This is a genomic window from Litoreibacter sp. (genome assembly GCF_058136045.1).
Genome location: NZ_JBYVDD010000006.1, coordinates 151,361 through 169,022, shown reverse-complemented (window position 1 = coordinate 169,022; position 17,662 = coordinate 151,361). Strand labels below are relative to the sequence as shown.

Sequence of the window (17,662 nt, the reverse complement as noted above, 5' to 3'; positions counted from 1 at the left end):
TGGGTTAGGGCGGGGCAGTTGTGTGCCGCGGATAGGCCGCAAGCACAGGCGGTAACTGTAAAATTCTGGGTGTAGCTCAGTTCATTTCCGAGCGGATTTGTTGACGTAACAGGTCAATCGGGACTTTTTTGCCATCACGCTTGAATGTCCAATAGGTCCAGCCGTTGCAGCTTGGTGCGCCTTCCAGCGCAGCGCCTACTTGGTGGATCGACCCTTTGATATCATCGCCAATCAGTGTGCCATCAGCGCGAATTTTGGCTTTATGGCGACCATTTAGGCTCCATAACTCTTCGCCCGGGCTCAACATGCCGCGCTCGACCAATTGGCCGAAAGGCACCCGTGGCTCGGCGCGTTTGGATCGCGTTACTTCCAACGAAGATCGGTCAAATTTACGCACGTTCTTCAGGCGCTTTTCTGCCACTTCACGATATGCAGCTTCACGCTCAATCCCGATGAAATCACGACCCAGCTTCTTGGCGACAGCACCCGTGGTTCCGGTGCCAAAAAATGGGTCCAACACAACATCGCCGGGATTTGTCGTTGCAACTAACACCCGGTGCAGCAGGCTTTCAGGCTTTTGCGTCGGATGGGCTTTGTCACCTTGCTCATTTTTCAGACGCTCATGACCCGTGCAAATCGGTAGCACCCAATCAGAGCGCATCTGGATACCTTCATTCAACGCCTTCAGCGCCTCATAGTTAAAGGTGTATTTGCTACCCTCGGATTTAGACGCCCAAATCAATGTCTCATGCGCATTGGTTAACCGTTTGCCGCGAAAGTTAGGCATCGGGTTAGACTTGCGCCAGATCACATCATTCAGCATCCAGAACCCTTGGTTCTGCATCTCATAGCCAACACGAAAAACGTTGTGGTAAGATCCGATCACCCAGATCGCACCATTAGGCTTCAGCAAGCGCCTTGCAGCTTTCAGCCATGCTTGGGTGAATTCATCATACTTCTTGAACGACGAGAACTGGTCCCACGCATCATCAACCGCATCCACTTTGGAATTGTCTGGGCGATGCAAGTCACCGCGCAATTGCAGGTTATAAGGAGGGTCCGCAAATATCAGATCAACAGAGCCTTCAGGAAGACTGTTCATCGCATCAATGCAATCGCCATCTAAAATCGTGTTCAGTGGCAATGCGTCATGCATCACCTTTGTCATTTTACCCATTGTTCGCCTCAAGCTGGTGCACGTTGTCGTGCTTGTTCGCTGTGTTGACCTAAAGATGAGTCAAAGCTGATTCGCTGTCAAAACCTTTATATTTCAATGTGTTGAAATTTATGGGTGACACAAGATATTGTGGACAGGTTTGAAGCTACGTCTATGATGTGGGGTCACGCCAAGTTCAATTAGGGCAGAAATGTGACCCTTGGTGGGGTATCCGGCATTTTTGTCCCAGCCATAGCCGGGGTGCTGTTGCGCAAGTGCACCCATGTGTCTATCGCGCGTCACTTTCGCCAATATAGATGCGGCGGCGATTGACTGTGACTTCCCGTCCCCCTTGACGATCGCCGTCGCTGGGCAGGGTATATCGTGCGGAATTTTGTTTCCATCGACCAGCACATGAGACACCTCCCCCAAGCCCGCAACCGCGCGGCACATCGCCAGATGCGAGGCATGATAGATGTTGATCTCGTCGATTTCTTCGACACTCGCCTCCGCCACACAGTAACGTGCGCAGGCGATGATCTGATCGAACAAAACCTCTCGCTTCTTTGCACTCAGTTTTTTGGAATCATTCAGGCCTTCGGGAATGTTGCCCGGATCCAGTATAACCGCTGCTGCAACGACCGGCCCGGCCAACGGCCCCCGCCCCACCTCGTCGGTGCCTGCAATGATTAACACACCCTGATCGAGCAATGCTTGTTCGTAGGAAAAATCTGGATTTGTCATTCGTACACTCAACCGAATATATCGGCCCAATGCAACCACGCGGCACGATCAACGCAACAAGAGATTACCGGTAAATTTTTTTGTGATGAGTTCGGCCTTGCTAATTAATAATAGATCGGTCTATTAATTATGCATGGCACGAATAAGAAACCAAGGTAAGTATGATGACGCTCGCTCCAAACTGCTGGAGGCCGGTTTGCGACTGATCCGTTCCGACAGTTTTAACGGAGTAGGGATCAACGACGTCCTAAAAGAAAGCAACGCTCCTCGTGGCTCTTTCTACCATTACTTCGAGAGCAAAGAGGCCTTTGGGCTTGCGGTAGCGGAATATTACCACGCTCAGCAAATGACCGCTGCTCAAGAGATCTTAACTGACACATCAATCCCGCCCCTAGAGAGGCTTTATGCCTTCTTTCAGAATGCCTGCGATGACTATGCCAAACGCGATTTCGCGGATGGATGTTTAATGTGCAATCTATCAACCGAGTTGGGCGACACCAACCACGCCTTCCAAACACTTCTCGGCGCGCAATGGACAGAGTTGGCTACGGTAATATCCAACTGTCTTGCTCAAATGAATCTCTCGGATATTGGCCTAGAATCCCTGTCGAACAATGAGGCCGCAGACTGGTTGCTAAATGCTTGGAGCGGTGCGCTCACAAGAATGAAAGCGGACCGAAACGACACGCCACTAAGACTGTTTCAAAAAACAATCTTCAAACGAAAGACCTAAACATGCCCACTTCAAAAACGATACTGGTCACCGGTGCAAGCCGAGGGATTGGATACCTGACGGCAAAATTACTGGCCGAAGGCGGCCACACAGTCTTTGCTGGAATGCGCGACATTGAGGACCGAAACGCTGCTAGTGCCAATGCGCTTCGCACCTTCGCCCGATCTGGACAACATTCACTGGAACCGATTGAGATGGATGTCACCGACGAGACATCGGTCCAATCTGCGGTCACCTTGATCGAGAAAAAAGGCCCCATTGATGTGTTAATCAACAACGCAGGCACCATGCCCGTTGGCATCACCGAGGCCTACTCGCCAGATGATATTCTAGCTTGTTTTGACCTCAATCTACTTGGCGTTGCACGAGTTTGCCGGGCAGTTCTGCCCCAGATGCGCAAACGGCGCGAAGGGTATTTGTTGCATGTCAGCTCAAACGCCGGACGCTTGGCCCTGCCGTTCTTTGGCCTGTACTGTGCTAGCAAATGGGCCTTGGAAGCCTACGCCGAGTCGATGCACTACGAGTTGGAAAACTTCGATATCAACACAACCATTCTTGAACCGGGAGGCCATGCGACCGATTTAGTCAAAAACCCACCAATGCCGTCTGATCAAGAATGCGTCGCATCATATGGCAAGGTCGCAAACGGCCCGGCCTCCCTCGTGGACATGTTCCAAGGCGTCTTTGCCGAGGGAAATGACGTGAACGACCCAGTGAATATCGCCCGAAAGATTGCATCTCTCATTGCCATGGGCACCCCACCGCTCCGGGTAACTGTTGGCGATGACATGGGCGTGTCACTTATGAATGAGCAAATCCGCAGCACCCAAGAAGGCGTAATCTCAGCTCTTAAGCCAATGGTGACTTTCAATGCAGATTAATGACGACTGTCTTTTCATCTTTGCGGAGATCACTCCGAAACCGGAGCACTTGGGAGATTGCCGAGAGGCCATAGATAAGATCACGCCCGTGACCTTAAACGAGGAGGGCTGTCATGTCTTTGGCCTCCTCAAGGGTCAAGATGATGACCCGCGCCTCTTTCTCTTTGAGGTTTGGCAGAATGCTCAGGCTTTGCGCGAGCACCATGATCAGACCTACGTCAAAGAAGTGTTTGAGTTTTATCAAACATGGCTGGCAGAGCCTGTTAAAATTACAAAAATGTCAGCAGGGTCCACACTGACAATGAGGCAATTCGAGCTATAGTTAGTCTTAACAGAAAAAAGGGCGGGCCTTGCGGCTCGCCCCTCCTGCTCGATTATTCGGGTGCTTTAGGCTTTCCAACCATGCTTGCGCAGGCAATGTGGGGTGTAAAACTTGCGGACACCACGGCGCGTCTCGACCCGGCGTTTACAGCTACGCGGCAACGCGTGGCGGGTGTTTCTTTGCAAGCAATGCGCCCCATAAACATTACGCGTGCCCCGATGGGTCCACTGCTCACGCAGACACCGGCGCGGGGCCACTTTGGAATGGCGGGGGCGCACTGGGTGAACCGCCCTAGGGCGCGTCGGTGTTCGCGTCACGCCCTCGCGTTTATTGTGTTTAATTGAATTTGCTAAAATTCCCAACATCGCAAGCCCGGCAATAACTTTGATGACATCTTCATCTGCGCGGGCGGGGGCTGTGGTCATGGCGCTAAACCCAAGTGAGAGACTTAAGAGGGCTGCAATAAATTGGCGTGTCATGGTGTTTCCTTCATTATGGAGCCCACTCGGGCATCTGTTGATGGGTTGATCATGGTGCCAAGCCGCAATGTCGCTCAATGACAGTGTCCCGTTATTAAATAACAGAGCCAAGAATGAAGGTTGATATTGAATAACATCGTTGCGACGCTCATTCTCTGCCTTATGAAACACATCATTTACACCTTCGCTCTTTGTCTTGGGCTAAGCTTGCTCGCGCTGCCTGCTCAGGCCGCATGCTTTGCCGACTACAAGGCCAAGAAAGACAATCCATTGAAATTGCATTACGGCGTGATTTCTTTGCCCGACAACAAGTGCACTTCAGCGCGGACAGCCGCGCAAGCTGTGGCCCCACGCCTAGCTGCATCAGGCTGGACACTGCTCAACATAGTGTCGGTCTTTGATGATGCCGGGTTAGACAGGAGACAGGCCAATGCCGGATCTTACTTCCTCCGCTTCTAAACCCCCGTCACCGGCACAAGTCATCGTCCTCGGCATGGCAGTTATCGTGGGCATCCTTGTGGTGGCCGCCTTAGTCCTGTTCATCAACCTGCCCGATGCCAATGCTTTCAACATGCGGGTCGAGCGCATTTTCATTGAGAATGACGCCCTGACCCAAGGCGGTGAAATTCGCCTGCTGGAAATTCTTGCCCAATCGGGCACTGCCTTCTCGGACACGCTATCCTCCTATAGGTTTATTATTTTTGTGCTGCTGGTTTTCGCGACTGCGCTGCTGATCGCCGCCTTGGTGTCGATCGTATTTCTGGTGACGCTGGCGCGCCGAATGGCCGAGATTGAGAAAAGCGGTATTCAGGTGAATTCCCTCATCGTCAGTCGTGACGAGCGGACCGTGCAAATAAACGATATGGAATTCAAACTAACCGAGGCCGCGCTAGAAACCCTCTCGATATTGGCCGAAGCCCGGCTGGACGATGACATCCTGTCGGGACTGGAAATTGAGGCGATGATCTCTGGTAAACCCGAGGTTGATTGTGATGAGGCCTCGGGGGCGACCCGGATCAAACGGCTGCGCGACCACCTTGGCAATCAAATGATGAGCGAGTTGTTAATCAAAAATATCGCCCGCAAAGGATACATGCTGGCGGTAGAACCTCACGCGATCAGGATGGTTTGAGGATGGTGATCCCGATTGGATTCGAACCAATAACCTGCCCCTTAGGAGGGGGCTGCTCTATCCAGTTGAGCCACGGGACCACAAAATCTGTATGACTGGAATCAGGCCTGACAGGCAACCCAAAAAGCCCACTGTAGTTGCTCCTTGGAGAGTGCCACTATTAGCGCTATCATGCCTTAACTTCACTAAATGACGAGACATCCTTTGGCCGAACGCTCCAGCCCTGATTACCGCCACCAACTCACTCTGCGCGACGTATCCGAGGCGTCTGGCGTCAGTGAGATGACCGTCAGTCGCGTCTTGCGAAATCGCGGTGAAGTTTCCGACAAAACTCGTGAAAAGGTCCAGCAGGCCGCGCGCAGGCTTGGATATGTGCCCAACAAGATTGCCGGTGCCTTGGCATCAAACCGTGTGAACCTTGTTGGGGTTATCATCCCGTCGCTGTCAAATATGGTGTTCCCAGAAGTGATGATGGGGATCTCCAAGGTTCTTGACGACACGCCCTTGCAGCCCGTTGTAGGCGTCACGGATTATCTTCCCGAGAAGGAAGAAAAAGTCATCTTCGAGATGCTATCTTGGCGCCCTTCCGGCCTGATTGTCGCGGGGTTGGAGCACACTGATTTTGCACGTCGCATGATGGAAAATGCGGGTGTTCCAATTGTTGAGATTATGGATGTCGACGGCCCGGCCGTGGATGCCGCAGTTGGCATTTCTCATACCCGTGCCGGACGTGAGACCGCGAAAGAGATTATCAAACGCGGCTATCGTAACATCGGCTTTCTTGGCACAAAGATGCCTCTGGATCACCGCGCGCGTAAGCGCTTTGAGGGCTTTGAGGCCGTTTTGCGTGAAAACGGCCTTAGCCTTGCGGCTGAAGAACATTACTCCGGTGGTTCCGCCTTGGGCAAGGGGCGTGAGATGACCGCCAATATTTTAAAGCAGAACAAGGATTTGGATTTCCTCTATTATTCCAATGACATGATCGGCGCAGGCGGGCTTTTGTATTGCTTGGAGGCTGGCATTGATGTGCCCGGAAAACTGGGTCTTGCTGGCTTTAACGGTGTCGACCTGATCGAGGGCTTGCCGCGAAAGCTGGCAACTATGGACAGTTGCCGGGATGAGATTGGTAAGGCTGCCGCGCAGATTATCGCGGCTCAAGCAGATAGCTCGGGCCATGCCACGTATGAAAAACGGATTGAACTATCGCCGATTTTCGCAACCGGCGATACTTTGCGGTAGTTGCAAACTTTATGCCAAAGCGTGGCGCCGGCGCGCTAACTCGCAATTCAAAGTAGCCCCCAGCAGTACGACCCAAGCGCTAATATAGAACCATATCAATAACGCCACGACGGCCCCGATGGAGCCATAGACCTCGTTATACTTTCCAAAGTTTGCCAAGAAGAGCGAGAATGCCCACGACGATGCCCCCCAGATAATTAATGCCAAAATTGCGCCGGGAGAAATCCAGCTGGTTTTCAAATGTGCAGTTTGATGATTAGGCCCAAAACGATAGACCAATCCCAGCCCAAAAATGGCAGCCGCGGCAACCAGTACCCAGCGCCATATTTCAAATGTTTTCTCAGTCAACTCGCCTAAAGGGAAGACCGCTATGACCAGTGGGAACACTACGATGCCAAGCAGTGCTACCAGTGACATTGCCATCAAGCACAAGGCCAGAAAAAGTGCTGAGAACGCGCGTTTTAGGCCCGTTCTGTGTGGGGCGGAGTAGACGGCGTTTAGCCCGCGGATGAGAGCTGCAACCCCTGTGCGCGTTGACCATAGGGCCGTAAGCAATGACACCATCATCGTGTAGCCTAAAGTTGAATCATTTGCATTGATCAGTGCATCAACCTGCGCCTCAAATAGGTGAAACCCATCGGCTGGTATAAAGCGTTGCAACATCGCAACCTGACCTTCAATCAGCGCGGGATCAAAGAAAACGCCCCACAAAGCAATGATCGCGGCTACCGCGGGGAAAATGGCCAGCATCGCGTAGAATGCAACGCCTGCCGAGATTAGGCCTAAATTACGCGCATCCATGGTGGCCAGCAAATTGCGGCCAAACCGATAGGCCCCTTGCAAATGGCGTAGTGTCTTGATCATTTATTTACTGGGCTTCGGGCCGGCAAAGTACCAGATCAGGAAACCGATAAGTGGCAAAATCAGCACCAGTGCGATCCACATTACCTTTTGTGGGGTCTCTACCTTGGAGTTGAAGATCGACGCAATGGCCCAGACGTCTAAGCCAAAAGTAATGAGGCCAATGATGGGGTTAAACATAGTAAATGCTCCTGTACGTTACGCGGTCATTTTAAACGTAGTGATCTGTACGCAAAATACCAAGGCTGGCGTCATTGCGCAGCATTGAACCCTTGGCGGCCGATCGAGATATAAGCCTCAAACCCAGCGCGCTTGGCGTCTTTGGGGGAATAAACATTGCGCAAATCTGCCATCCGAGGCGTTGCCATCTTCTTGGCCATCTTCTTTAAATCAAGCGCACGAAACTCGTTCCATTCGGTCAAGATGACGACAGCATCGGCATTTTGCACTGCTTTATACGGCTCATCGACCCAATTCACGCCGGGCAGTAACGCCGTCCCCTCCCGTGCCCCTTGAGGGTCGACCACGCGAACCTTGGCCCCGCCACCAACCAGCGCAGGCACAATCGTCAACGAGGGCGCGTCGCGCATATCGTCCGTATTTGGCTTGAAGGTCACGCCAAGAACCGCCACGATTTTTCCGTTAAAAGAGCCTTCGCACAGGTCGCGGAGTTTCTCGATCATTCGGGTTTTGATGCCTTCATTCACCCGCATCACCGTCTCGGTAATCTGCATCGGAACGGCGTGTTCTTGTCCGATCCGTGCCAAGGCAGAGGTGTCTTTCGGGAAGCAAGAGCCGCCATAGCCGGGGCCTGCGTGCAGGAACTTATTGCCAATGCGCCCGTCCATCCCCATGCCGCGCGACACCTGTTTGATGTCGGCGCCCGTTTTTTCGCACAAAGCTGCAATCTCATTGATGAAGGTGATCTTGGTCGCCAAAAATGCGTTGGCGGCGTATTTGATCATCTCGGCGCTTTCCAGATCCGTGGTCAGGATGGGGAAGTCGCGCAAATAAAGCGGGCGGTATATCTCGGCCATCACCTCGGCGGCTTGGTCGGTTTGGACCCCAACGACAACGCGGTCAGGCTTCATAAAGTCGTCAATCGCAGCGCCCTCACGCAGAAATTCTGGGTTGGAGGCCACGTCAAACTTCAGGCTCGGCGCGGTTTTTCGCACCACCTGTTTTACTTGGCGATTGGTGCCCAAGGGTACCGTCGATTTAGTCACAATTACTGTATAGGGATTGCCCGCCGCGATGCAGGCTTGCGCAATATCCTCGGCAGCGGCGTAGACAAACGTGAGGTCAGCATGACCATCGCCGCGTCGCGTTGGCGTGCCTACGGCGATAAATACCGCATCAGCCCCGGTAATACCTGCAAGCAAATCCGTGGTGAAAGACAGACGGCCTGCATCCACGTTCTTGGCCATTAACGCATCAAGACCCGGCTCGTAGATTGGCACTTGGCCATCGTTCAGCATCTCGATCTTTTTGGGGTCACGATCTACGCAAACCACATCATGCCCAAAGTCCGAGAAACACACGCCCGATACCAACCCGACATATCCTGTGCCGATCATCGCAATTTTCATACTCTGCCTCTTGTTACTATCTGTGGGATGCGAGATCGGTGTCTTTGTGTCAACGATTTGCCGCAGGCCAAGCGCAGGTAGCCACGCTCTTGCGACCTTTGTGCGTCATGTTAGAGGCCGTATTTAGAAGATGGTTTTGACCATGATCCACGCATCCATGCATAGGTTTCGATTTTCCTGATACATCAAATCGAAATGTGCTTTGCGGGGAATGCAGCGCCTGACGTATACCTCATCCGTTTCCTTCGGGGTGGTGCATTGCGCCAGCAACAATTCCTCGTGACGATGGAATTTAATGGATGCCAATCCGGTAATTCCGGGACGATTTTTTAGAACTTGCGCATAAGTCTCGGGGTGCCGTTCAACATATTCACGTAAGGGAGGGCGGGGGCCAACAAAGCTAATATCGCCAACCAAAACATTCCATAGCTGTGGAATTTCATCAAGGCGGGCGCGGCGCATCATAGCACCTGTGCGTGTCACCCGATGCGCCTTGTTGGCACCTGATACGCCTTGGTCTTCATCGGCTGTCGTCATGGTGCGGAATTTAACCAGTCGAAACGATTTGGTCGGGGTTTTCATCCGCTCCGCTAAATAAAAGACCGGGCGCCCGTCCAGCACCAAAGCCACCAAACCCGTTATCACAATGACAGGCAGTAAAATCAGCCCGAGCAGCAGCAATGCGGCGAGGTCAAATAGTCGTTTAGATGTGGTCAAGACAGCGCCCCCAAATTGCGCAACTCCGTTACCATGGCTTCAGGTGAGGCAGCAAGCATACCCGCGCCGATAAGATGAGACAGCCTTGAGCAATCGAGGGTAATGCGCTGTGTCGAATATCGCTCTTTAGGGGCTGGTTGCCAAGCCCACGACAGGTTTGCTGCTTGAGCTAGATCAACCATGGCTACAGGGTGGGCAGCTGCGCAATTTAGTACGGGAGGTAGCGGGGCCGGATGCTCTAGAAGGGCCTCCACGCATCGTGCCAATTGAGATGGGCCAATATAGGATCGAAATGGGCCTTGGCCGTCGGGGAACTGATCCAGTTGCATAGGATGACGTATAGACACATCATTCACACGGCCTAAAAGCGCATCTGCACCAGCCACGTTCCCAATGCGCAAACAGCAGACATTCGGGCTGCTATTTTCATGTGTGACAGCGCGCTCCATTGCCATTTTGACTTGGCCATATAGGCTGGTTGGTGCTGTGTTATTGCTCTCGCTCAAACCTTCCCCCGGCGCGTAGACTGCTGAGGATGATGCGAGCAAAACACGCTTAATATTAGCCTTTTTTGCCGCCTCAATTACCGAGCGAGCAAGCTGTACCGTTTCACTCATCTCTCCGCTTGTTGATGGGGTAGCACCTATCATTGCAACGATTGCATCTATGCGCTCATGCTCTTCAACAAACCGGCTTAATGGGGCAGCTCCCTCATCCACAGGCGACCAAGAAAAGTCATGCCTCGTGCCTCTCGAATGGGTTAGAATAGGGTGCGACGCGGGGTTTTGCGCCCAATGGGTGCTAAGCAGGTGCCCAACGCGACCACTGGCACCCATCAGCAACCAAGATGCTTTAGACGCGTCCTTGATCATTCAATTCTGCTGGCGTCAGACAACGTCATTTAGCCCTTCTGAAGAAGCGTGAAACCCAACGACACCGTTCGAGATAATCCGACGTAGCGCTTCGGGGTCATGGGCCACAAGAGCCTCTCGAATTTGTTTAAGTATCCGGGCCATTTCAATCTGAGAGAGCTTGTTTTCTTCAGCGCGCATGATTTTCTCATGTGGGGTTGGCAAGATATTGTTGCCAATAAGGAGCTCCTCGTAAAGTTTTTCCCCGGGGCGTAGGCCCACTGTTTGTATTTCGATGTCACCGTGCGGGTTATTCTCATCGCGCACAGTTAGGCCTGTTAGCTCAACCATGCGGCGGGCAAGATCATTGATATTCACCGGCTCGCCCATATCCAGAACGAACACATCGCCACCAGTGGCATATGCACCCGCTAAAAGAACTAGCCGCGCGGCCTCGGATATCGTCATGAAATACCGCGTGATCTTTTCGTGGGTAAGCGTGATTGGTCCCCCAGCAGAAATTTGTTCCTGAAACAGTGGTATCACCGAGCCAGAGGAGCCCAAAACATTGCCGAAACGAACCATCGCAAACTTAGTATCGGAGCGGGTTTGTAAGTCTTGTATGGCCAACTCAGCCAGGCGCTTACTGGCGCCCATTATATTGGTCGGACGCACGGCTTTATCCGTGGACACAAGGATGAACCGCTCCACATTGGCATCCTGAGCTGCCTCAGCGGTGGTGAGGGTTCCGAACAAATTGTTGCGCAGGCCCTCGGTCTCATTTTCCTCTACTAAAGGAACATGTTTATAGGCGGCTGCGAACAGGACAATATCGGTATCAGATTCAGTCATTACCTGAGTCATGCGATCACGATCACAAACTGACCCCAGCCGCGTCACGAGCTCCACATCATGATGCAGTGCAATCGGAGCAAGCTCGCGTGAGACTGTATAGAGTGCGTATTCTGAGTGATCGACCAAGGTTAGGCGCTCTGGTCGACACAGCAGTATTTGGCGACACAGCTCAGAGCCAATAGACCCCCCAGCACCTGTCACCAGAACCCGACGTCCTGCATAGGCGCGTGCTACTTCTGGCGTTTCGAGGTCTACTTTATCACGCCCCAAAAGGCGATCAGGGGTAACTGGCCTCAAATTGCCAGCAAGCCCGCTCCCCTCAACCAATTCCCCGTATGATGGCAATGCATGAACTTCGCAGCCAATCGCAGAAAGCTCCTCAATCAGGTTCGTCATTTTCGCGCCAGAAACCGAGGGCATGGCAAGCAGAATGCGTTGTACTTTCTTATCTTTAACCAACGTTTCTAGATGCCCTCTAGAGCACACTGACATTCCAGACACGGTCATGGATTGTAGCACAACATTGTCGTCCACGAAGGTAACAGGCCGCATCTGGTAATCTTGGCGAAGCGCCGCAAGCAATTGGACGCCAGCAGAACCTGCACCATAAATTGCCACTGGAATTCTTCCTGCCCCGTTATTCAATTGCCGCATCATTAGGTTTCGACCTATCGTCCGAATTCCCAGATGAAGCACTAAAAATACTGGCCCAACCAACATAAGCGCAGACTTGGGCATCGCTAGCCCAAGCAGGTAATTCACCGTAATTGCTGCCGTGACAACGGACAGAGCAGCCAATGCCCCACGTCTCATGTCGTGGACATCAAAGGCTAAAAGTTTAATGCGGTTTAATCCAATGAACAGAAAAAACGGTGCCAAAAGTAATGGTAAAAGGGCAAAAAGGGGTAGTGATTTCTGGGTGACTTTCAGTTGGTCAACCAAGTCAAACAGCAACATTAGTGCCCCAAAAAGGCTTACAGGCACCAAGGCAACATCAGTAATTAAGAGAATAGCCCGCTTAATCGGTCGAGGTAATTTTACAAGAAAATCAAGCATTAACCGGCATTCCTTTGCCACCTGAGTCCTGCAAAAATAACGGGTCACTCGGAGGTATGGTCGAAATTATCGCAAAACTAACATGCATAGCAAGCACCCAAGCCGTAACTACAAAGGAGAGCGGCGTGATCTTGCCACACATGGTAACTTGGTTGTGGGTTCATATCGCAACCAATGATGCAGAGCTTTGCCAAAAGGTGCTAAACGTGAATCTGCCGTATCGCGGCAGCACTGGCCCGCTAAATCTTCTTATCGACTGCACCGGTATTAAGTCAGAAGGTGAAGGAGAGTGGAATGCCCGCAAGCATGGCGGCCCCAAATGGCGTATATGGCGCAAGATACACATAGGTATCGACGAAGAAACGCTGGAAGTTCGGGTCGTCGAAGTCACGACCAACAATGTGGGTAACGCGCTCATGTTGCCTGAGTTGTTGAACAAATCCCCGACGATCAGAACATTGGCTCTGTGGCCGCAGTCGGGGTTTGTGACACGCGAAAGCGCCACGATGGTGGTGCCCATGCCGTCCTTAACCGCTACACCGCTCTTGGCATACTTGTAACAGAGCCAGTAGGATAAGTCCGTTTTGGGAAGGGGGAAACTCGCCTTTCAACCGATTTGTGCAACAAAGCCGCGCGGCGATCCTAAGCTCAGTCCGTCGCTGGTAAAACTTTCCCCGGATTCATAATGTTGTCGGGGTCTATTGCCGCCTTCACTGAACGCATAACAGCCAGCGCCACCTTATCCTTGCGCCGCGCCATCGACGGCTTCTTAGTCAACCCGATCCCATGCTCTGCTGAAAAACTGCCGCCAAGGCCCAGGGTGATATCCTCAACCATTTCAGTCAGCATATCGATGTGCTGCGCATCGCCTTTGGTGGGCGTGATCAGCAAATGAACATTGCCATCGCCCAAATGGCTGATCGAGCATTGTATCGCTCCTTCATCGCGCTCTGCGAGCCGCAAATTTACTTGATCAATGAAGTCGGAAACCTTGTCGACAGGGACGCAAATGTCGTTGTTGATCATGGGGCTACGTATCAACATCACCTCGCCCGCCGCTTCGCGGCGTTCCCACATCTCGCGGCGTTGCGCCTCGTTTTGAGCAACGACGGCATCTAGTATCTGTCCGCCTTCCATCATTGTTACCAAGGCCTCCTCCAGCATGGTGACGACAGGAATCGTGCCATCTTCTTGAACGCTAGACAGGTGCGGTGCGGTTACGCCGACCTCGACCATAATGTTAACGGCGTGGTGTTCCGCAAAGGGGGGACGCGCGCTCGGGAACATAGTTAAATAGTCACCGATATATTGCGCATCCATGTATTCAAATGCTTCGACATTACCGCCTGTCACCTCTTGCAAGCTATGCAGCAAAGTCAGTGCATCGGGCAGCGTTGGCACCGCAACCATGGCCGTTGCATAGGCGCGCGGCTTTGGAAATAATTTGACCACGGCGGAGGTGATCAGACCCAATGTCCCCTCGGCCCCAATCATCAACCCCTTAAGGTCATAGCCGGAGTTGTCTTTGTGCAATTCGCTCATCAGGTTCATGATTTGCCCGTCCGGCATCACCACTTCCAAGCCCAAACACAGGCCCCGCGTGGAGCCATAACGCAGCACGTTCGAGCCACCTGCATTGGTGCTGAGCGCGCCGCCGATCATCGCGGATCCCTTGGCCCCGAACGTCAGGGGGAACACCAGATCATGCGCGTCTGCGGCGTCATGGATTGACGACAAAATCGCCCCCGCACCAACGATGGCAATCCGTGCTTCGGGGCGAATTTCGCGAATAGTGTTTAGCCGCTCGACCGAGATCATTACCGCGTCTTTGCCATAGGTGCCGCCCGCCAGTGACGTGTTGCCCGACACGGGCACGATCGGCGTCTTGGAGGCCGCGCAGGCCTTGACCACCTCACTGGCTTCCTGGGTAGAGCCAGGGCGCACAACGGCAATGGGCGTTGCCACATATTTGCCGGTCCAGTCATGATCATATTTGGCGGTATCAGCCTCGATTAGAACATGGGTGCTGCCCACGATGTCGCGTAATTTATTCAATAATGTCATGGTAATCTCCGTCTTTGACGGGAAGTTCTACCCGCAAGGCGACAATGGCAAGTCAAAAACAAAAGATTCCCGCTTGACCCCGATGGCTGGCTTTAATATCCCCCGCCCATTGGCGTGGTAGCTCAGTTGGTTAGAGCGAACGACTCATAATCGTTAGGTCGGTGGTTCAAGTCCACCTCACGCCACCAATACTTCCCTTAATTTACTTAATGAATTGCCGTTTGGGCTTATAAGATAATCTGTGGCGCGGGCAGCCCGGTTAGGCGCGTCGCGATTGCAAAAGTTTTGCCCGCATCGGGTTGCATCAGCCGTTTTGCCGGGGACAAGCCTTGCTGCGCAGAGGTTGCAAAAAGCGTCGATAGATTTTCACCACCCAAAGCCGGACAGGTAATGTTGTCGGTGGGCATGGCGAAAACGTCGCGCAACGTGCCATCCGGCGCATAGAGCGCCACTCGTGCGGCCCCCCACTGGGCGATCAGCACGCCACCGTCAGCGGTGGTGACCGCGCCGTCGGGGTTTAGGCCCTGCTCGCTCAGGTCCAAGAACCGTTCAGGCACGGCGCAGGGCCAGCCGTCTTGGTCTAGCGGGACCTGCATGACGCGGGCGTAATAGGTATCGGTGAAATAGGCGTAGCTTCCATCGGGGGTAAAACAGATCGCGTTGGAGATGGTGATCGGGGCAAACAGACGACGCAATTCGCCTTTGTAGAACCGATAAATTGCGCCTGCATCCACCTCGGCTTCTTTGCCCATAGTTCCGATCCAGAAGCCGCCTTGCGGGTCTGCACGACCGTCATTGGAGCGGGTGCTGGGGTCAAGGGCTTCCAACTGGCAAAGGGTGGTGCGCTCCTCGGTTGCGAGGCAAAAGGTGAATAGGGCGGTTTCGCTGGCCAGAAAAAGTAAGGTGTCAGAAACCCAACCTATGGCTGAAATATGCTCGTCAAACTGCCATTCTCTGCCATCATCGCAGAGCAGCCGAGAGCTGATAATATCGCACCAAAACAATTTGTTAAGCGTAGGGTGCCAAAAGAGCCCCTCGCCAAGAACACATCTACGAGCGTCATGAATGCGGGCGCTCATTTAAAGGCCGCATCATAGGCTGCAACCAAATCTAGGGCGGCGGATTTTACGTCTGCGGCGCTCCGTCCCGGAGCGTAGAGGGCCGATCCAATGCCAAACCCATCTGCGCCGGCAGACCTCCAAGCGGCGAATTCATTGGGCCCAACGCCGCCGACCGCATAGACTTGCGTGGCAGGTGGAAGAACCGCGCGGATGGCCTGCAACCCGTCGGTGCCCAGCTTGAACGCGGGAAAGATTTTAAGGCCTGTCGCACCGGCTTTTAGGGCCGCGAACATCTCGGTCGGGGTGAGTACGCCGGGCCAGCTTTGTAGGCCTGCCTTTAGGCTCGCCGCAATGACATCTGGATCCGCATTCGGTGACACGATGAGCTTGCCGCCCACGGCGGCGACACCGGCCACATCACCGGGGGTCAGTACTGTGCCAGCCCCTATAAGGGCTTGATTGCCAAAAGTTTTCACCATTCTGCCAATGCTGTCAAACGGGTCCGGAGAGTTCAGAGGAACCTCGATGTGGTCAATGCCAGCGTCGATCAAGGCTTCGCAAATCGGCAAAGCCTCCTCTGGCGTGATTCCGCGTAGGATGGCAATTAGAGAACGGCTCATTGAGAAAACTCCTGATAAGCAGCGGTTAGGCCGTTAAGGGTCATTACGTGGACCTCGTGTTGTGTTGGCTCAACCCCTTGATCTGACAATGCTTTTGCGTAGAGCATGTTCAGTGCTGGCTCCCCTATAAGGGCGATTTCCTGACCCAACCAATAGGGGCGTGCGGCGGCGAGCTCTAGGCCAAGCAGCAAACCGGACAAGCGGGCGCGGGACACAGAGGGCGAGGCACCGTGCAACAGGTCTACGGCCCGAATTTTAAATAGTTGGGTGGCGATAGCCTCGGGGCGACTGATGGTGTCGGAAATGGCGGAAGAAAACGCCAGCTGATCAAGGGCCCTGCCATCACCAATGGAGTGGCGCAGGACTGATTTATGACTGAGTAAGTCAAACAACTCTCCAGTCATAAAGGTTTGAAAAGAAACAATTTCTCCGGCGCTTATATGCGCCCATTTGGTGTGGGTCCCGGGCAGGCAGAGGATGCCGTCAAACTCAGGGTTACCAGCAAGGAAGCCTGCGATTTGGACCTCTTCGCCGCGCATCACATCGGCTGATTTTTCTTGCTTTAGGCCAGGTAGAATGTGCATCGAAATGCGGCTGTCTTTGCAAGGGACCGCGTGGAGGTCGCCAAGCGGGGTTGTGGGAACCGCACGGTAAGGGGCCTCGGACCAACCTTGCCGTGCACCGACCATTCCACAAGCAATAACAGGGGTTTGTCCGGTTTTTAGCCATGGGGCAATGTGCGAAAGTAGGGTGACTTCAAACTCATCTGGGGCAAGGCTGGACATGCCTTGATCCGAGCCGTTCTCGGCCAAAACCTCGCCCTCAGAAGTCATTGCCCAAACCCGAAGATTGGAGGTCCCCCAATCAACGGCAATCCAGTCGGGGTATGTTAAATCATTTGACATCAACCAGTTACCACCACGCCGCCGTCAATGAGTAAGGCTTGCCCTGTCATCATTCTTGATGTGCCGGAGCCAACTTCTTCCACATAAGGAACAACAGCTTGGCTGGCAAAAAAGTAAGCCTTGAGGTTGATTGCGATCATCTCGTCGAAGAAATTGCTGCTGACGTCTTGGGTGGTGTGGCGGTTATCATTAGCGGCGTTGTTAACCAATGTGGTGATCGGGCCGCGGCCCGTGATGAAAACGGACGTGCCCTGTAAGTCATGGAATGTGGCGAGTTTGGTCATCGAAACCTCGGATATTTTGTACGTGGTGTACGGCGTGTACCGTATTTTGTGCAGGTTGTACGTTTCATAATTTCGCGGCAAGTGTTTTTGAGCGAATGGCGCTGGTGAATGCT

20 protein-coding genes, 2 tRNA genes and 1 pseudogene are annotated in these 17,662 nt (G+C 53.2%); 8 read left to right on the top strand and 15 right to left on the bottom strand.

Features of this window, described 5'->3' with window-relative positions:
* Window positions 1–76: 76 nt before the first annotated feature.
* Both AC3Y7R_RS09250 and rnhB read right to left on the bottom strand, forming a co-directional pair.
* Complete coding sequence (locus AC3Y7R_RS09250; protein WP_490041747.1) at window positions 77–1,177, bottom strand: site-specific DNA-methyltransferase; 1,101 nt, start codon at window positions 1,175–1,177, stop codon at window positions 77–79.
* A 108-nt stretch (window positions 1,178–1,285) separates the two neighbouring features.
* On the bottom strand, window positions 1,286–1,900 hold the full coding sequence (rnhB, locus tag AC3Y7R_RS09245) for a ribonuclease HII (RefSeq protein WP_490041746.1): 615 nt from the start codon (window positions 1,898–1,900) through the stop codon (window positions 1,286–1,288).
* A gap of 133 nt (window positions 1,901–2,033) precedes the next feature.
* Between rnhB and AC3Y7R_RS09240 the strand changes: the two genes are divergently transcribed.
* From AC3Y7R_RS09240 to AC3Y7R_RS09230, 3 genes are read left to right on the top strand one after another with little or no spacing between them, the layout of a single operon-like run.
* Window positions 2,034–2,633, top strand: coding sequence for a TetR/AcrR family transcriptional regulator (locus AC3Y7R_RS09240; protein WP_490041745.1), 600 nt, complete (start codon window positions 2,034–2,036; stop codon window positions 2,631–2,633).
* Between the two features lie 2 nt (window positions 2,634–2,635).
* Window positions 2,636–3,514: an SDR family oxidoreductase gene (locus tag AC3Y7R_RS09235; RefSeq protein WP_490041744.1), complete on the top strand. Its 879-nt coding sequence runs from the start codon at window positions 2,636–2,638 to the stop codon at window positions 3,512–3,514.
* Window positions 3,504–3,836 (top strand): putative quinol monooxygenase, encoded by a 333-nt coding sequence (locus tag AC3Y7R_RS09230; protein WP_490041743.1) that lies wholly within the window; start codon window positions 3,504–3,506, stop codon window positions 3,834–3,836. The genes AC3Y7R_RS09235 and AC3Y7R_RS09230 overlap by 11 nt, the downstream gene beginning before the upstream one ends.
* Before the next feature lie 65 nt (window positions 3,837–3,901).
* Here the strand turns inward: AC3Y7R_RS09230 and AC3Y7R_RS09225 are convergent, their stop codons facing one another.
* Window positions 3,902–4,315: a hypothetical protein gene (locus AC3Y7R_RS09225; protein WP_490041742.1), complete on the bottom strand. Its 414-nt coding sequence runs from the start codon at window positions 4,313–4,315 to the stop codon at window positions 3,902–3,904.
* 162 nt (window positions 4,316–4,477) lie between these two features.
* On the opposite strand from AC3Y7R_RS09225, the gene AC3Y7R_RS09220 reads away from it, so the two are divergent.
* Together AC3Y7R_RS09220 and AC3Y7R_RS09215 are read left to right on the top strand one after the other, a co-directional pair.
* Entirely contained in the window at window positions 4,478–4,774 is a 297-nt protein-coding gene (locus AC3Y7R_RS09220; protein ID WP_490041741.1) for a hypothetical protein, read from the top strand.
* Window positions 4,746–5,447 (top strand): winged helix-turn-helix domain-containing protein, encoded by a 702-nt coding sequence (locus tag AC3Y7R_RS09215; RefSeq protein ID WP_490041740.1) that lies wholly within the window; start codon window positions 4,746–4,748, stop codon window positions 5,445–5,447. The genes AC3Y7R_RS09220 and AC3Y7R_RS09215 overlap by 29 nt, the downstream gene beginning before the upstream one ends.
* Window positions 5,448–5,450: 3 nt before the next feature.
* On the opposite strand, the gene AC3Y7R_RS09210 is transcribed toward AC3Y7R_RS09215, so the two are convergent.
* Window positions 5,451–5,527, bottom strand: a tRNA-Arg gene (locus AC3Y7R_RS09210).
* A gap of 109 nt (window positions 5,528–5,636) precedes the next feature.
* Between AC3Y7R_RS09210 and AC3Y7R_RS09205 the strand changes: the two genes are divergently transcribed.
* Window positions 5,637–6,686 (top strand): LacI family DNA-binding transcriptional regulator, encoded by a 1,050-nt coding sequence (locus tag AC3Y7R_RS09205; RefSeq protein ID WP_490041739.1) that lies wholly within the window; start codon window positions 5,637–5,639, stop codon window positions 6,684–6,686.
* Window positions 6,687–6,695: 9 nt separating this feature from the next.
* On the opposite strand, the gene AC3Y7R_RS09200 is transcribed toward AC3Y7R_RS09205, so the two are convergent.
* The 6 genes from AC3Y7R_RS09200 to AC3Y7R_RS09175 form a co-directional block, all read right to left on the bottom strand.
* Window positions 6,696–7,550, bottom strand: coding sequence for a YihY/virulence factor BrkB family protein (locus tag AC3Y7R_RS09200; RefSeq protein ID WP_490041738.1), 855 nt, complete (start codon window positions 7,548–7,550; stop codon window positions 6,696–6,698).
* The gene (locus AC3Y7R_RS09195) at window positions 7,551–7,727 is read right to left on the bottom strand and encodes a PLD nuclease N-terminal domain-containing protein (RefSeq protein WP_490041737.1); all 177 of its coding nucleotides are present in this window, start codon (window positions 7,725–7,727) and stop codon (window positions 7,551–7,553) included. It lies immediately after the preceding gene.
* 71 nt (window positions 7,728–7,798) lie between these two features.
* Window positions 7,799–9,136, bottom strand: coding sequence for a UDP-glucose dehydrogenase family protein (locus tag AC3Y7R_RS09190; RefSeq protein ID WP_490041736.1), 1,338 nt, complete (start codon window positions 9,134–9,136; stop codon window positions 7,799–7,801).
* A gap of 123 nt (window positions 9,137–9,259) precedes the next feature.
* On the bottom strand, window positions 9,260–9,853 hold the full coding sequence (locus tag AC3Y7R_RS09185; protein WP_490041735.1) for a sugar transferase: 594 nt from the start codon (window positions 9,851–9,853) through the stop codon (window positions 9,260–9,262).
* Entirely contained in the window at window positions 9,850–10,689 is an 840-nt protein-coding gene (locus tag AC3Y7R_RS09180; RefSeq protein WP_490042015.1) for an NAD-dependent epimerase/dehydratase family protein, read from the bottom strand. The genes AC3Y7R_RS09185 and AC3Y7R_RS09180 overlap by 4 nt, the downstream gene beginning before the upstream one ends.
* 51 nt (window positions 10,690–10,740) lie before the next feature.
* On the bottom strand, window positions 10,741–12,615 hold the full coding sequence (locus AC3Y7R_RS09175; protein WP_490041734.1) for a polysaccharide biosynthesis protein: 1,875 nt from the start codon (window positions 12,613–12,615) through the stop codon (window positions 10,741–10,743).
* A 191-nt stretch (window positions 12,616–12,806) separates the two neighbouring features.
* Here AC3Y7R_RS09175 and AC3Y7R_RS09170 point away from each other — a divergent pair.
* Window positions 12,807–13,144: pseudogene (locus AC3Y7R_RS09170) on the top strand (transposase); the annotation flags it as partial.
* 119 nt (window positions 13,145–13,263) lie between these two features.
* Here the strand turns inward: AC3Y7R_RS09170 and AC3Y7R_RS09165 are convergent.
* Complete coding sequence (locus tag AC3Y7R_RS09165; protein WP_490041733.1) at window positions 13,264–14,679, bottom strand: FAD-binding oxidoreductase; 1,416 nt, start codon at window positions 14,677–14,679, stop codon at window positions 13,264–13,266.
* 111 nt (window positions 14,680–14,790) lie between these two features.
* On the opposite strand from AC3Y7R_RS09165, the gene AC3Y7R_RS09160 reads away from it, so the two are divergent.
* Window positions 14,791–14,867, top strand: a tRNA-Met gene (locus tag AC3Y7R_RS09160).
* 39 nt (window positions 14,868–14,906) lie between these two features.
* Here AC3Y7R_RS09160 and AC3Y7R_RS09155 read toward each other — a convergent pair.
* Genes AC3Y7R_RS09155 through AC3Y7R_RS09140 form a run of 4 tightly spaced genes read right to left on the bottom strand, consistent with a single transcriptional unit; the run spans window position 14,907 to window position 17,549 of the window.
* Complete coding sequence (locus AC3Y7R_RS09155) at window positions 14,907–15,758, bottom strand: SMP-30/gluconolactonase/LRE family protein (RefSeq protein ID WP_490041732.1); 852 nt, start codon at window positions 15,756–15,758, stop codon at window positions 14,907–14,909.
* Window positions 15,755–16,360: a 2-dehydro-3-deoxy-6-phosphogalactonate aldolase gene (locus AC3Y7R_RS09150; protein ID WP_490041731.1), complete on the bottom strand. Its 606-nt coding sequence runs from the start codon at window positions 16,358–16,360 to the stop codon at window positions 15,755–15,757. Before AC3Y7R_RS09150 ends, AC3Y7R_RS09155 begins: the two co-directional genes overlap by 4 nt.
* Entirely contained in the window at window positions 16,357–17,265 is a 909-nt protein-coding gene (locus tag AC3Y7R_RS09145; protein ID WP_490041730.1) for a 2-dehydro-3-deoxygalactonokinase, read from the bottom strand. The genes AC3Y7R_RS09150 and AC3Y7R_RS09145 overlap by 4 nt, the downstream gene beginning before the upstream one ends.
* Window positions 17,265–17,549 (bottom strand): SDR family NAD(P)-dependent oxidoreductase, encoded by a 285-nt coding sequence (locus AC3Y7R_RS09140; protein ID WP_490041729.1) that lies wholly within the window; start codon window positions 17,547–17,549, stop codon window positions 17,265–17,267. The genes AC3Y7R_RS09145 and AC3Y7R_RS09140 overlap by 1 nt, the downstream gene beginning before the upstream one ends.
* Window positions 17,550–17,662 lie beyond the last annotated feature (113 nt).